At 40.7% G+C, this 15,588-nt stretch carries 14 protein-coding genes and 1 riboswitch; of the genes, 1 reads left to right on the top strand and 13 read right to left on the bottom strand.

The window, feature by feature from the left end; translation table 11 throughout:
* Positions 1-52: 52 nt before the first annotated feature.
* The 5 genes from M1E09_RS07390 to M1E09_RS07370 form a co-directional block, all read right to left on the bottom strand.
* The gene (locus M1E09_RS07390; protein ID WP_456274195.1) at positions 53-577 is read right to left on the bottom strand and encodes a phosphatase PAP2 family protein; all 525 of its coding nucleotides are present in this window, start codon (positions 575-577) and stop codon (positions 53-55) included.
* A gap of 198 nt (positions 578-775) precedes the next feature.
* Positions 776-1,462 carry a LysM peptidoglycan-binding domain-containing protein gene (locus tag M1E09_RS07385; protein WP_456274194.1) on the bottom strand — a complete coding sequence of 229 codons (687 nt, stop codon included), beginning with the start codon at positions 1,460-1,462 and terminating at the stop codon, positions 776-778.
* Positions 1,459-2,061, bottom strand: a complete 603-nt coding sequence (locus M1E09_RS07380; protein ID WP_456274193.1) for a CPBP family intramembrane glutamic endopeptidase — start codon at positions 2,059-2,061, stop codon at positions 1,459-1,461. Before M1E09_RS07380 ends, M1E09_RS07385 begins: the two co-directional genes overlap by 4 nt.
* Positions 2,062-2,064: 3 nt before the next feature.
* Entirely contained in the window at positions 2,065-3,543 is a 1,479-nt protein-coding gene (locus tag M1E09_RS07375) for a RecQ family ATP-dependent DNA helicase (RefSeq protein ID WP_456274192.1), read from the bottom strand.
* Positions 3,540-4,595, bottom strand: coding sequence for a helix-turn-helix domain-containing protein (locus tag M1E09_RS07370; protein ID WP_456274191.1), 1,056 nt, complete (start codon positions 4,593-4,595; stop codon positions 3,540-3,542). Before M1E09_RS07370 ends, M1E09_RS07375 begins: the two co-directional genes overlap by 4 nt.
* 240 nt (positions 4,596-4,835) lie before the next feature.
* Between M1E09_RS07370 and M1E09_RS07365 the strand changes: the two genes are divergently transcribed.
* On the top strand, positions 4,836-5,084 hold the full coding sequence (locus tag M1E09_RS07365; RefSeq protein ID WP_456274190.1) for a ferredoxin: 249 nt from the start codon (positions 4,836-4,838) through the stop codon (positions 5,082-5,084).
* Positions 5,085-5,220: 136 nt separating this feature from the next.
* Here M1E09_RS07365 and M1E09_RS07360 read toward each other — a convergent pair whose 3' ends face one another.
* The 8 genes from M1E09_RS07360 to resB form a co-directional block, all read right to left on the bottom strand.
* Complete coding sequence (locus tag M1E09_RS07360) at positions 5,221-5,787, bottom strand: ECF transporter S component (RefSeq protein ID WP_456274189.1); 567 nt, start codon at positions 5,785-5,787, stop codon at positions 5,221-5,223.
* Positions 5,788-5,932: 145 nt separating this feature from the next.
* Positions 5,933-6,070: riboswitch (FMN riboswitch) on the bottom strand.
* Between the two features lie 374 nt (positions 6,071-6,444).
* Entirely contained in the window at positions 6,445-7,350 is a 906-nt protein-coding gene (locus M1E09_RS07355) for a peptidoglycan DD-metalloendopeptidase family protein (RefSeq protein ID WP_456274188.1), read from the bottom strand.
* Positions 7,351-7,702: 352 nt separating this feature from the next.
* The gene (locus tag M1E09_RS07350; protein ID WP_456274187.1) at positions 7,703-8,908 is read right to left on the bottom strand and encodes a hypothetical protein; all 1,206 of its coding nucleotides are present in this window, start codon (positions 8,906-8,908) and stop codon (positions 7,703-7,705) included.
* A complete protein-coding gene (sigX, locus tag M1E09_RS07345) occupies positions 8,880-9,431 on the bottom strand; it encodes an RNA polymerase sigma factor SigX (protein ID WP_456274186.1) in 552 nt (183 codons plus the stop codon). Before sigX ends, M1E09_RS07350 begins: the two co-directional genes overlap by 29 nt.
* Positions 9,432-9,747: 316 nt before the next feature.
* Positions 9,748-11,523: an ATP-binding protein gene (locus tag M1E09_RS07340; protein WP_456274185.1), complete on the bottom strand. Its 1,776-nt coding sequence runs from the start codon at positions 11,521-11,523 to the stop codon at positions 9,748-9,750.
* On the bottom strand, positions 11,520-12,236 hold the full coding sequence (locus M1E09_RS07335) for a response regulator transcription factor (protein ID WP_456274184.1): 717 nt from the start codon (positions 12,234-12,236) through the stop codon (positions 11,520-11,522). The genes M1E09_RS07340 and M1E09_RS07335 overlap by 4 nt, the downstream gene beginning before the upstream one ends.
* 174 nt (positions 12,237-12,410) lie before the next feature.
* Positions 12,411-13,586, bottom strand: coding sequence for a c-type cytochrome biogenesis protein CcsB (gene ccsB, locus M1E09_RS07330; protein WP_456274931.1), 1,176 nt, complete (start codon positions 13,584-13,586; stop codon positions 12,411-12,413).
* A gap of 359 nt (positions 13,587-13,945) precedes the next feature.
* Complete coding sequence (gene resB, locus M1E09_RS07325; protein WP_456274183.1) at positions 13,946-15,571, bottom strand: cytochrome c biogenesis protein ResB; 1,626 nt, start codon at positions 15,569-15,571, stop codon at positions 13,946-13,948.
* Between the last annotated feature and the right edge of the window lie 17 nt (positions 15,572-15,588).

Here is a 15,588-nt window from a genome sequence, read left to right as displayed (position 1 = left end):
TTGCTTCTCCTCTTCAGATGAACGCTGATAACCACGCTGCCTGTCATGATAGTTAAAACAAAATCGTCATCACTATACCTGTTCCCATACCTAAAAATGCTCCTGCAAAAACATCAGTCGGATAGTGAACACCAAGGACCACACGCGAAAGAGCGACAAGGAGTGAAACAGGCAATAGGATGAACACTAATGGACTGTACAAAATCATAAACGGAACCGTGATTGAAAATATGGCTGTTGAATGTCCAGATGGGAAGGAATGGTCGTTAAATGGATGTCCATACACCTTGGCATCATCAAGGGCAATATATGGACGTATTCTCTTTACAATCCTTTTGGCTCCTGTGACGATCACATGGCTGACAGTAAGAGACGAGATACCGATTACAGCTGCTTGCTTCAAGGTGGAACCCTGTTCTGCCAAGAAGAAAATGACTAATAAAGATCCGATTGTAAACCTTGCCCCTCCAAGATGGGTGATAAGGTGGAATAATGATAAAATGAACCCCTGATGACAATTGAACCTGTAGTATAAGTTCTGATCACAATGATAAATTCGAGCTCTAACCCTCTCCATTGTTGCCCAACCCCTCTTAAATGTATTTTCAATATAATTGTATTTCACTTTTGTTGGCTTATTTGTAAGAGAGTGTAAAAGTTTCATTAATAAACGTTATAAGTTTGTAAAGAAATAAATAAAGGCCTAATAATGGATTTCTCCTTTATTAGGCCTTGCTTAAAATTAAGCTGTTTAGAGAACAGCCAGTATAATAAATCAATCGACAGGCAATGGAATTTTAATTACTTGTCCAGCTTCGAGGTCATGATTTGCAAGGTTGTTCCATTCTTTGATTTTTTCTATTCCAGATTGTGAATTATAATAATTCATTGCAATTCGAAAAAGGGTTTCCTGCGGTTTGACGATATGTTCTATCACTTGAACCTTTTCATCATACTCTGCAGCAGAAACAGCTTCGTTCTGGTCAGTAAGTTGAACAATGTCCTGCTCGTTAACCTCTTCTCCAGATTCCTCTTCTTTGGAAGATGCAGTTTGTGGTTGTTCTGCTTCCGATTCAGGAACCGAATCCTTTTCATTGCTTTCGGCAGCTTTAAGGTCTCTTCCCTCATTATCGAGGTTAGTTCCACTCTTTACTTTTTCTTCTGTTTGCCTTGTTTCATAGGTTACTTCTTCAAGCTTGCCATTTTCGGCAGCCGCACTTCCCCCCGCTTGGTTGATATCTAAGAATGAATAAAGACCATACAGTAAAACAGGCAGAATAACGAAAACAGCCAGCATGCCTTTTATTAAAGGGTACTTGATTTTCTTTCTTTTTTCCTGATGAATGTCACTTCGTTTAGGAAGCGACTTGGCTTGTTCAGCTTCTGGTTCTGGTTTGTATTCCACTCTTTCAATCTTTTGGCGAAGCTTTTCAGCTTGTGCGCGATAAGGATCTCTTCTCATAAAACATCCCTTCTCTTTTCTTGATTTTCGGCTTGATACTTAATGGCCAGTCCTAATAGAAAGTCGATGATGAAATGCATCATAATAGTGACAGCCAGATTTGCAGTCCATTCATAAATTAATCCAATCCAGGTACTGAGAAGAACTATATTGACGATCAGGAACCAATTTCCCCAATATCTGATATGGACAATGGCAAAGATAATCGTTCCTGCAATAAAGCCAAAATGGTATTGAATCACACTCCGAAATAAAATTTCTTCACAAACAGCTATCACAGCTGCCAAAAAGGCGATGTGGATGATGCTTCTGTTTTGAAATATCCTCTTATTTATACCTCCGTCGTCATAATATTTTTCAGGGAGGATATTCATTAAAGCCAGGTCAATGACTACAATGGCAATCCCGCTGGATACTCCATACAACAAAATTTGACGATCCCAGGCAAACTGTTTCAAAAACAGGGAAATATCGTCATATAAAAATATACCTAAAATTACAGAAACAGTTAATAGGACCAATTGAGTAGCATAGAGATGAAAGGTTAATTCTTTGTCTGATATTTGCATGACTAAATCTTTTTGTTTATTTTTCATCATTCATCACTTATTCAACAGCAGCCTGCTCAACTGCTCTTTCCATGTCAGTAATTCAAATTTACCGCTTTCATCGCCAGTTCCTTCAAACTGGCTGTAATCCAAACCACAAATATCACAGCACCTATCTTCCTGTTTATCATAAATTTCCCCGAACATTTGCAGGATCCCGCTTCTCCGGCAGGTTGTTCCAGCTGCCCAATGTGCCATCATCCCGATTTTGCTGCGTTTGCTTTCTAAACGCACATCCCTTGTTCTCTTTATGAATGGAACGATCCCGGTGTCACTGGGTATTGAATCCTTGCTCCTATTTATATATACCTGCTTATAAAAGGTTAAAAACCTGATATGCACTTCATTTAATTCGAGTTGGTCCATTAATTCGCTTTCTGTCTTACTACTTTGCTGACTGAAAAACTCTTCAATTTGATAATCCGAGGGCAATTCATTTTCAATGATTTGATATAAAAGCCCTTCATCACCCTGTGTATATAGCAGCATAGCAATACTAAGCTTCCCATCCCTTCCTGCACGGCCAATTTCCTGAAGGTATGCCTCAGCGCTTGATGGCAGATGAAAATGGATCACGAAACGAATATCCGGCTTATTGATCCCCATGCCAAATGCACTTGTTGCACAGATAATATCAAGCTGTCCGTGAAGAAACTGCTGCTGAATCAGTATTCTTTGTTCCTGCTCCATCCCTCCGTGGTAGTAGGCTGTTTTCAAAATGCCTTTCTGCTTAAGCCACCCTGCTGTTTCCTCAGCCATTTTCTTGCTTGAAAAATAAATGATTCCCGGCTTTTGATAAGATGAGACCACTTCAAGCAAACGGTCCATTTTTTCCTGAAAGGAAGTGAATTTGTTGATGGCCAGACTGATATTTGGCCTGTCAGCTGAGCAGACAATCTCATTGCAGTCAGTCATTAACAAGATCCTTTTGATATCTTCTCTGACCTCAAAGTTTGCTGTGGCTGTCAAAGCAAGTGTGACGGGAGAGCCGAAAGCGGTCCTAACTTTTCCAAGCCTCTGATAATCCGGGCGGAAGTCATGCCCCCATTGCGAAATACAATGCGCTTCATCTACAACAAACAGCGATATCGATAAATCTTTTAAACTCTCCAACACCTTAGGAGTCATCAGCATTTCTGGTGAGATAAAGATGAATCTGTAATTTGTGATTGTCTTCAAAATATAACTTTTCTCCTTGAAATCCAGGAAAGAATTAAGGGCAACTGCGTTCTTTTCTCCCATTACTTTCATATGTTCCACCTGATCTTGCATCAAAGATAGTAATGGTGAGACGATTAGTACAGTCCCTCCTGTTATGTAGGCAGGCAATTGATAACATAAAGATTTCCCTGTTCCTGTAGGCAGCATGGCAATGGTATCTTTTTGCTGCAGAACAGAAGAAATGACCTCTTCTTGCCCTTCCCGGAAGCTTTCATAGCCAAACCATTTTTGTAGTTCTTTCTGTAAATTCATAATGTATCACCATGCTTTGCAAGTGTAAGCCTTATTTGGAAATAGGATAACTGAGGTAATGCATCTTTAATTGGCTTCAGCTTCCGCTTCTTCACTTCCCTCGCTTTTTGCAGTACCCGTTGAATTTCTTCTTGTGATATAAATGCTTCGATGGAAAATGTATTATCATTAAGCGCAATTTCCACCACATGGTCTTCAATCGTACTTTCTTTCAACTTTCTGAATTGTGCGATCCGCTTGATTCCAAAGCCTCTTCTTAAAAGCCTGTAGGTTTCTTCACTTGACTGGGTCAAGGAGATTTCAGGAACAAGATCATCCATGATGGAATAAAGCACAGGAAATTCAGACTCCCTGGTATTCACATCAGCAACCACATAGGTCAAAACATTTAAAAACCTGTACCAGTACTCATCTTCTGGGAGGTTGAATGCTTCTGCTGCCTGAACCCTTGTCAACCCCACTTGTTCTCTTCCGGTAAAGCGGCTGACAAGTATAGAAGGATCATCGGGAAAACGGTTTTGATTTCCTAATAAAATCAGTTCAGAGTACAAATCCTTATTCAGCTGTCCAAGGGGGACAGGCGGATTATATAAGAAAGATTTAATCCAATTTTGGATATCACTATCCCGCTGCACGGGGTAGTATCTCTGTTCTCCACTAATAAAATGGGATAGAACCTGAATCAACAGAGAGAGCCTTTTCCAGAATACTTCCACGGTGCTCCCATATAACCAGCCATTTAAAGCAGATGGGAATGGCTTTACTTCAAAGAAAGAATTCAAATATCGCTTCCCCTCTTGTGTCAGTATATATTTTTCAGGTTCAATCATGTAAATCAATTGTTTTCCAGCAAGCTCAGCAGCCATTTTTTCAAATCGGTTTCTGTCGATTGCAGGATATGAATAGAACATGGATGTCAGGGAGTATAAGTGAGCATCCTGAATAGTTTGTGACGACCGTTTCCCTTTTAATAGATGATAAACGGAAAAAATCGTTCTTTCCCCATTGATTTTTGCAAGGCAATGGAGAAAAATCGCCTCTATATAGGTCATACATGGACTCCTTTTTCATCTGAACTTATTTAAATAATTGTACCATGAAACCGACAATTTGCGACTTTTTCCTGCTTATCTTTACAGGGGAATAGATAGAATTTATCAATCAAGGGAACCTTAACTATTGAAACTTTTTCAATTCACCATTAGAATAATAATATGAATATTTATTACACTTAACGGATGTAGTATGTGTAATACTTAACAATATTGACCATTTCTCAGGAGGTTTTTTCATTGCCAAAGTATACGATTGTTGATAAAGATACATGCATTGCATGTGGAGCTTGCGGTGCTGCTGCTCCAGATATTTACGATTATGATGATGAAGGTATTGCATTCGTTACTCTAGATGATAATGCAGGTACAGTTGAAGTGCCGGATGTTCTAGAAGATGATATGATAGATGCATTTGAAGGCTGTCCAACAGATTCCATCAAGGTTGCTGATGAACCATTCGATGGGGACGCCTTAAAATTTGAATAGAATGATTATTGAGCGGCTGGATCTCCTGCCGCTTTTATTATTTGCTCTGTATGAATGGTGACATTCCCCAGATGCAATACTCTTTCATCCATTGAGCATATTAAAAAGCGGCTGACATGAGTCAGCCGCTTATCTATTAAGCACGTTTAAATGCAAATTGTTTATTCAGCCATACATGCATCCTTGTGAACAACAGCGTAAACACGACTGCAATCAGGATGCCCTTCAAAATATTGAACGGAAGAATTCCTGTAACAATTATTGTAGAAGGCAATTCAAAATTCATGAAGTATTTATAAGCTGGAAGAATTAAAACATAATTCAGTACACTCATAAGCACTGCCATAAATAATGTACCAGCAATTAGACCTGTCAACATACCTTTCTTCGATTGAATACGGTTGTAAACGAAGTAGACTGGTAAAATGAATGAAATGCCTGCCATGAAATTGGCAAAGTGGCCAATCGGAATTCCTGTGTCACTTCCTGTCATGACATAATCAAGAACATTCTTCATCAACTCCACCAGAATCCCGGCAACCGGCCCTAATGTAATGGCTGCAATCAATGCAGGCACATCACTGAAATCGACCATCAAAAAACTCGGGAATGGCGGAATCGGAAAGTTCAGCAGCATGAGCACATATGACACAGCACTCAACATTCCAATAAGGATAAAACTTCTTGTTGTAAACTTTTTCATTCTTCTCTCTCCCTCTTGTGACTCATCTCACGTAAGAAGAAAAGTTTTGCCTGAGCAACCTAAAAAACCTCAAGAGAATCTCTTGAGAGAATAAAGGCATACCCGAATAAACGTTCATTTCTTTCTTTTTTGAACGCGGCTCCACCTTCATCTTCTCCCATCCAGACTGTACTGTCGGCTTTGGAATCACACCAAATCCTGCCCAAAAAACAGGCTCGCGGGCTCAGAACGACTTACATTCATTACCGCCGGTCGGGAATTGCACCCTGCCCCGAAGACGAATCTATTTTTTTATACATCTTTATTATACAGAATAACAGGCAGTGTGTGAAGGTTTTAACTCGAATCCGAGATATTCTTTCTCTATTGTAGAAAATGCTTGGAAAGAAAGAGGCTGTTTGCAGCGAAGAATTATCCAGCTGATTTTTCGCAATATGGGAAAGACATGTTTTTTCCTGATTTAATATTCTCTAAGGATATTACTGCTATCTTATTTCCGCTCCGAGCGTCCGACTCAGCGGGTCTCAATGCAACATTGAGCCTCCCGCTGAGTCTGCAGGCTATCTCCTACGGTCAAACTTTATTAACAACATCCAAACAAATTTCTTTAAGAAGTATTTTTCAAAAGGACTGGTTGCACCTTCCCTTAACGGTTATTTATTCCCTCTGAACTATTAGCTGCTGGGCAGGAACAAGGGGGTCCTCCTTTTGAATGCCATTCCAAACCAGCAATTTATCAACCGTTACGTTGTATTGGTCGGCAATAGCAAACAATGTCTCACCTTGCTTAACGAGATGGACTGATTTGTTTTTCTCAGGAATCATTATTTGCTGCTTCGGATAAATAGTTGAATCTTTCAATTCATTGAATTTAATGACCTCAGCAATGCTGATTTCATATATTTGCGATATACTCCAAAGGGTTTCCCCTGCTTTCACTGTATGTATTAACTGCTTATTTTCAGTGTGTGTCTTTGAGGCAGGTTCAAGGCTTTCCAATTGAGCCATTTTCACGGCCACTTCACGAACCTGATACGGATCATGTTCTTTAGCAAAGACAGTTTGTCCTGTTTCACCCTTTCCAAAAACAACATAAGGATCTATCGCATGGTCCTTATCAATATTCCAGTCGCTATTGTGCACTTCGAAATGCAAGTGAGTTCCGCTTGATCTTCCGGTATTCCCCATCGTACCAATCTCTTCACCTTTCTGAACGGCTTGTCCTTCCTCTGCCAATCGTTTCTGCAAATGAGCATACACGGTTTCAAACCCGTTTGGGTGCTTGATGAATACAACATGACCATAACTGGAGGAATAGTAAGATTTCGTGACAACTCCTTCTTCTACTGAATAGATCGGAGTTCCATTTTCTCCACCGATATCCATTCCTTTATGTTTCCCTCCCCTGGTGCCGTAATGGTCGGTGATATATCCTTCTGCTGGAAATATCCAGGAAGATGTTCCATTACCCTCTGCCTGGGCAGTTCTGCCGCTTAAAAAAAGCAGACTTACACATAGAGCCAGCAAACTCACAATGAGAACCCTTCTTATATAATCAACCATTAAAATCCTCCTTAATAATTGGTACGCTTTTAAACTATGTAGGCTTGTACCATAATAGAACAAAAAAGTCATATATCCCCCAGCAAATCTCTAGCAAAAGGGAGAAATTAGCAATTTTTGTCTTCCAAAACTCCTGAATAGCATCTGCCAAAGTTTGAATAATATGTATAAAATATTTCTTTAGGTATGTTGAAAAAGAAGGAAGAAAATTTTCTCATCTACCTTCTGCTGAAAAGCAAGACATATGAAGGGTACCCGCAAATGGGCCAAATTTATCACTAGCACCCTTGCCACTTAATACTTTTCTTTCAACTTTTTTGCAACAAAAAACCGGGTGAAATTCACCCGGCTTTTATTTCAATATTTTCTTATTTGGACTGACCGGCACTGAGACAGGCTTTGAAAAATCAAACTCTTTCCAAGCTGGGGTGTCGATATTTTCGAACATCACTTGTTCAAACCCAAAGTCTTTGGCTGTTAACAAAAGACCTTCAATTAACAATAGGTTTTCATCGCCTGCTGAATCCCCCAGCTTAAGAATCTCTTCAAAAGAAATCGTTAGCTGGTTATTTTCTACTGTCACCATGGGCTGAATACTCTCTGGAATTACAGACTGCATTATTCCGTTTGGGGATTGTTTCATTGCAGAAACAGCTTCCCTGATTGAATCGTACTCATTTTCCCCAGGAACAAGGTAAGTAGCACCATTTTCTAAAGGATAAGTAAAGTATCCTCTATTTCTGTTTTCCGCTTGGCTGAGCTCAGCAATTTCTCCCATGTGAGGGAACATTGGGATCCCTCCGTCTTCGTTCCTTAGATGAACCATTGTGTAATCTGTAGCCTCTAACGCAGTGAGAAGTGATTCCGTAAAGAGCTGTTCTTCAGCACTGCTCATCCTTGTTAGATCTTGTTGTGATACAGTATAGCTTAACTCGTTGTTCACTAGAGCCAAAGAACTCGAAAGTGGATAATAATCGGCAAATCCCCATTCTTGTTCCGGAATTTGCTTCGAAACTTCATTGAACCTCTCCAGCCAGTCAGCTTCCACTTTTTTATCCACTAATACACTGACAGGCACAGACTCTGCGTCTGGTGTTACCATCCCATAGGTCAGCACATCATATTGCTGGAGATCCTCTTCATACAGGTTCAATCGTTCAGGGGCCTCCATCGTCATCATTATGGATCCATCTCTATTTTCTGCAGCATCCAGACTGCTCGCACCAGATTCTGCTCTTTCTTCGGTATTTTCAGGCAAAGCAGCGATCTCACTTTCTGCAGAACCAGCATCTGCCGCTTCCTGTGCGGCCATATCAGAAGCTGAATCTTCATAATTTGAATTGTTTAAGGACTCAAAAAGAGAAGGAGTGATCATTACAATGATCATCAAGGCTGCCAGCCCGGCAAGCGCAGGGTATGCCCATGTCCTTTGCTTTTTGACCACCTTCTTATTGCCAATGGCTTTATATATTTCCTCCCTGCTTCTGTTATCTTTTATTGAGGGCATTTCTCTCAGCATATTTTCAATTTCAGTCTCTTCCCAATTGTTTTTCTTCATTGATGCTGCCCTCCTCTCTTGTTTGGACTTCCATCATTTTTTTCAGGGACTTGATGGCACGGTGCTGAGTTGTCTTTACTTTACTTTCAGTCCATTCCAGTGCTTCTGCCGTTTCAGAAATGGATAAGTCCTGAATATATCTCATTGTGATAACCATTCTCTGGTCGGTAGTACATTTATCAATACACTCATATAAATTGCGGACATCTTCTTTTTGCATAGCCACTTCCTCAGGAATATCCTTTTCATCCTTAATCGGCTGGCTCCAGTCAAATTTTTCAAGGATTTTCCCTTTCCAGCCCTTCTGTTTTCGATAATGGTCAATGGCCACATTTTTGGCAATTGAAAAAAGCCAAGTCTTCTCTGAACTTTTGCCTTCGAAGTTCTTATGGGATTTCAGCACGCGTACGTAGACTTCCTGGACTAAATCCTCAGCAAGCTGGCGGCTTCTAACCGTGTATATTAAAAACTGGAAAACATCCTGATGATATTTTGAATATAGTTCTTCAAAAACGGAGTCCATCTCTTCCCCTCCCCGTTCAATGGATTAGTCGTTTTTATTTTTAAAAAGTTACACCCTCAACTATAGTATTAATTAATTAAAAAGGAAAGCGGTTTTAAGGTAAAATAAACCACTATATTAATTGCTGAGATCCCCTCTCCAGGCGTGCGACTCCGTTCGCTTTAACCATAATGCAATAATCATATAGATTACAGCCACACCAAAAACACGCTCCCATACCAGAAGCGTGTTTTTTTCAGTTTCATATGTTTCCCGTGTAACAAGATTAATCGGCATCAATCTCCAATATTGGCAAAATCACTGTGAAGATTGACGATTATTGAGGAAGGAAGAAAGAGAAAGTCGTTCCTTGATCTACCTTGCTATGGACACTTATTTGTCCATTATGTGCTTCAACGATATTCCTTGCAATCGCCAAGCCTAATCCTGTTCCTGACTTACCGCGGGTTCTGGCTTTATCCGCTTTATAAAAACGTTCAAATACGAATGGAAGGTCTTCTTCCGGTATGCCTGAACCTGAATCACTGACCTCGACAAGCACACCGCTGTTGGACGGTTTATAAATAACAGAAACATTTCCATTTTCCGGCGTATGTCTTATAGCATTGTCGATTAAGTTGGTCAGTACCTGTTCAATTCGGTCCGGATCGATTCTTATCGAGTGATCTATTTGCTGATGTTCTGCATCCGTAAATTTCAGTTCGATATGCTTATCCTTGGCGATACCCTGGAATTTATAGGTCACACGTTCCAAGAATGAAGAAAGATTTGTTTTTTCTTTGTTTAATGTAATATGGCCGGCTTCCATGCGGGCTAGATCCAGCAAGTCATTGACAAGCCTTCCCATCCGCAGTGATTCATCATAGATAATTTTCGCGATTTCCTTCTTTTCTTCTTCAGAAGCCGCAATGTCATCAATGATTGCTTCACTATATCCTTGCAGCATGGCGATCGGAGTACGAAGTTCATGAGACACATTGGCTATAAAATCTTTTCTCAATTTATCAAGCCGGCGTTCTTCGGTCATATCCCTGACTACCGCAACGGCTCCCCTTATATAATCTTCATTATATAGAGGACTGACTATGACGACATACGATCGGCCTTGAAGGCTTACTTCACCGGTTTGTTCATTTTCCAGAAGGATAACCTGCTCAAGCAATTCTTTCATCGTAATGGGAATTGCTTCCTGGTCGTTGCCTTCCTGTTCATAGTACCACTGTTGCAAAAAGCGTTCAGCAGGGGGATTGGTGATCAGGATGGTTCCATCCCGGTTAAAGGTAATGACCCCATCAGCCATACTGCTTAAGATACTGGAAAGCTGCTCTTTCTCCTGGCTGAGCGCATGCATGTTGTAGTTGAGCTGTTTGCCCATTTGATTGAAGGCTGTAGCAAGTTCGCCAATCTCATCATGAGTCAGGATAGGTACTTTGGTATCAAATTTCCCCTTGGAAACCTCAAATGCCGCTTCCCGCATCTTTCTCAAGGGAGCAGTAATTCGCGTTGATAAGAAAAATGCAAAAATGGTCGTCAAGATGATCGCTATTCCTGCAGCAAGTAAAATCAGCCTTGTCGTTTGCCGTGTCGTTTCTTTTATCTCTTCCAAGGACTGAAAAATCAAGACAGCACCCGTATTGTCGGTGCCAATTCTCACAGGTGCCCCCACTACGACTATATTTTCGTATCGATTTGAAACGGACTCTTCATTTAAATGCAATTCTTTTACAAAAGGCCGTTCTTTCTTAAATACTTCATTCACTTCTTCTTCGTCCAGAATTTCTTGTTGAAGAAGCAGGTGCTCTGAAGTGATATCTTCTGCATAATAAAGTTTGTCTTTGTTTTCTGCAATTATTAAGTTATGAGGATCATCAACAATCTCTTTCGAAATTTGCAAACCCATACTTAAATCTTCATGACTTTCAACAATGGAAGCTATCTTTTCAGCTGTGTCTGATAAATCATTTTCAACCTGTTCCAGGTGATAATTTTGAAAGAACTCCAGTTGCAGGATCGTTAGAATAAACAATACAAATGCAACCAAAAGCAGTATAGTGATCCATAATTTACCTACAACGCTTCGCCAAAGCCTCATTCATTATTAACCTCAAACTTATAGCCAACTCCCCAAACCGTCACAATCATTTTAGCCGCTTGTTCAGAGACTTTATTCAGCTTTTCGCGAAGCCTTTTGACATGCGTATCAACGGTTCTCAAGTCACCGAAGAAGTCATAATGCCATACCTCTTTCAATAAATGTTCACGGTCAAAAACCTTATCCGGTGCTTTGGAAAGGAAATAAAGCAGCTCATATTCCTTAGGTGTAAGATTTACATCTTTTCCATCAGCTGTCACTCTGTGTGCATCGTTATCAATCGTCAAGTGGGGATATACAATCATATCCTTTGCTTTCGTCTCTGTATGTATATAGCTTGTCTTGGAAGAACGTCTCAGGAGCGCCTTGACCCTCAATACAACTTCCCTTGGAGAAAACGGTTTCACAATATAGTCATCTGTCCCCACTTCGAAACCTTGAACACGATTAGCCTCTTCTCCTTTAGCCGTCAGCATGATAACCGGAGTTGATTTCTTCTGGCGAAGTTCTTTACATACTTCGATCCCGTCCATTCCCGGCATCATCAGATCAAGCAATATACAGTCATATTCATTAGTCAAAGCCAGTTCAAGTGCACTTTCACCATCTTCTGCTTCCTCAATAACATAATTCTCCCGTTCCAGATACATTCTTAGTAATTTCCGTATACGGTCTTCATCATCTACAACTAACACTCGTACATCCTGTTCCATTTTTGTATCCCCCTTCTTATAATTCCTTCTTTTATTGATATACTTCCTATTTTAATAGAAAAAAGCCTCCACTAAAAGCGGAGGCGGAAAAATATTGTGCACTTGTTTACTTCATGGAGAAGAAACACTCTCTTTTGTCCATGAATCCCCTGCCGCCCGACTCTTATAATCTTATTACGCGTATGAGTGAAGCCCGGCAATAATCAAGTTAACCGCAATAAGGTTGAACATGATAATAATGAAACCGATAACTGCCAGCCAAGCCGACTTTTCCCCATGCCAGCCCCTTGATAGGCGGAAGTGAAGAAAGGCAGCATAGAAAAGGAAGGTGATAAGTGCCCATACTTCCTTTGGATCCCAGCCCCAAAATCGGCTCCAGGCAATCTGTGCCCATATCATCGCAAAAATCAGTCCGCCAAGCGTAAATACAGGAAAACCGATTAAAACGGACCTATATCCAATCTCATCCATAAGATCAAGATTAACATTCTGTACATAACGCTGAATCCACATACTTAGTTTCTTGCGTGCCGCTAAACGAAGAATCCAATAAATGACTGTACCTACAATGAATGACCACAACACTGTATTCAATTTGCGGGCATTGATGACAGAAGGCATTTCAACTGCGGGCTCCAACTTGTCCGCTGTCAGCAGTTCTCCTTCATGAGGTGCGACAAGGGCAGGCATGTGATATTCTTCTACAGCCTCGGTCCCTTGCTGATTGACATATTGAAATTCTGCCTTATAATCCATCAATGTAAATGTCGTGGAAGCTGCAATGAAACCTAAGACAACCACCAGGCCGTACATAACACTTTCAAGCCAGAATGACTGTTTCTTATCATTTACGTGATCAACTTTTTTCAATAAATAAATCAAACCGGCCACAAAACTGATTGCCAAAATAGCTTCGCCTGCCGACACAGTCGTGACATGGATTTTCAGCCAATCACTTTGCAGGGCAGGAATAAGCGGGCTGACTTCTCTTGGGAACATGCTCGCATAAGCGATGACCAAAAGAGCAATCGGAAGCGCGAAAAGTCCCAATACCGTTGATTTGTATAAGAAATAAATGATAATGAAAGCCCCGACCAGCATCATCCCGAAGAAGGTTGTAAATTCAAATAGGTTACTGACCGGTGCATGCCCTGCTGCAATCCAGCGGGTTATGAAATACCCCAGCTGTGCAGCAAAACCGATAAGGGTAAGCCCCATACCGATTTTCCCCCAGCGGTTAACACCTGTCTGTTCCTGATTCTTTTCGCGAATGGAACCGCCAAAGAATAGTGTTGCAATGAGGTAAAGAATAAAGGCAATATATAATAAATTACTGCTCCATTGTGCCAATTCTGTCACAGGAAGCCCTCCTTTTCCTTGACCGGACCGCTTAACAGCTTTTATCAGGTTACCCAGTCCGGTACAGTATTTAATCATTTTTGCTTTGTTAAAGAATAATGTTGTGTTTGAACCTAACTATATGGAGTTGCCTGATTTCCGCTCCAATCAACAATTGTTTCTAAATTTCACAGAATCGTTGATCGTCTAGAACTAAAATACGTGTTCGCTTCTATAAAGGGTTCCAAGAACACCTATTCTCTAATAACAGAAGTAGCAGCAGAAACAATGGGTTTTTGCGATAAGATATTCCGCATTAATAACGGCTTAACAACATCACCAACAAACCAATCATTTAAAAAATAAATTAGTTAAGCGTCTTTCTGCTGCTGATCCTGGGGTTCGTCGATACCAGTATCCTCCAGCACGAAGCTTATTTCGTTCTTCAACCCGTGCCAGTTTTTATTGGTATGGCCTGCTACCATCAATCCGTTGTTGGATTTTCGCACCCAGATCCTTCTATGGTTCCAGTATGCTCCCTGTACAACTCCGATCATAAAGATAGCACCGCCAATGCCGATAACCCAGAGAGTCAGGTCTTTCCGAATGGTTAAAGCAGATACATCACGTGTCTCGATACCGGCAAAATTCATCTTATAGGCATTTTCTCCGAGCGGTTCCAGGTTTTGCTGAATCCCTACAAAGCTGATTTCGCCATCAGGTTTTTCTGGTGAAAACATCTTGAAAAGGAAGGCAGGATTATTCGGGATCGGCGACTTTGTTTGCGGTTCACCTTTTTCATCAAAGCCGTCAAAATCAGGATAGTATCCCATTAACTCAACTTTTCTTCCGTCTTCAAGCTCATACATTTCCTGAGGATCAAAAAGGTCGACTGTAAGTTTCCCAAATTCCTCTTGTGTGGATTTATTGGAAAGTGTGAACGACATCGTTTTGAATTCATCCAGTTGGTAACTTGTCTGATAAACAGCATAAGAACCAAACTTTAAAGGCTGATTAACCTGTATAGCTTTCTCTTTCACTTCTTCAAGTTCTGCTTCCGCCCCTGGTACATCCTCTTTTTCAGAGCGATACAGGATAACGTCAGTCTGGTAGTTTTTCGCCACAGCACCTGCGTTATCGAGCGCTTCTCCAAACACTTCACTATCCTTATCTTTATCATACATTTCCAAAGTGAAGTTTTTGTTTTCTAAGTAATACTCCTGGTTCGTACCAGGAATCTCTCTGGTTTCCCCTTCTCTGATCCACAGCACTTTATCAACATACATGCCGGGTACAAATCGAAGCATTGCACCGATTAAGAAGATGATCAGACCGACGTGGTTGACATAGGGGCCCCACCTGGAGAATCTGCCTTTTTCAGCCAGAAGATTTCCGTCTTCTTCCCGTACTTTGTATCTCTTTGCTTCCATCTTTTTCTTAACTGACCCGATTGCTTTATCAGAGTCGGCCATTTCTGTTTCCCCATACACCCTCTGCCTTTTCAGGAAACCTTCATGCCTGGTTACTTTTTGCTTTTTCAATGCTCTGTATAAAGGGACGACCCTGTCCAAACTGCATATAACAAGAGATATACCGATTGACGCGATCATCAGCAAGAACCACCAGGACCCATATAAATTATGGAAGCCTAAGGTATAATAGAGCTCTCCAAACCATCCATATACTTCTCCATAATATTCTTCAGCAGGCATCGTATTGGGTATATACATTTCCTGCGGAAGAATAGTGCCAACCGCTGAAGCAATCAAGGTAATCAGGATTAGCCAGATACCTACTTTGACTGAAGAAAAAAAGTTCCAGATTTTATCTACGATCGACTTATTATACGTTTGTGAACGTCTGGCACTTCCCTCATATCTCATATCATGGAGCTTGTCTTTCTTTGCATCCTCTGTCAAAGCCCTCCCACATGATTCGCACAGGATTGTACCATGAGGGTTAACATGACCACATTCACATTTAATGATTTCTTTCATGTTAAAACTCCTTATTC

The organism is Bacillus sp. AK031 (assembly GCF_053903065.1).
The sequence above is the reverse complement of the archived record's forward strand: the minus strand, read 5'-3'. Positions and strand labels throughout refer to the sequence as shown.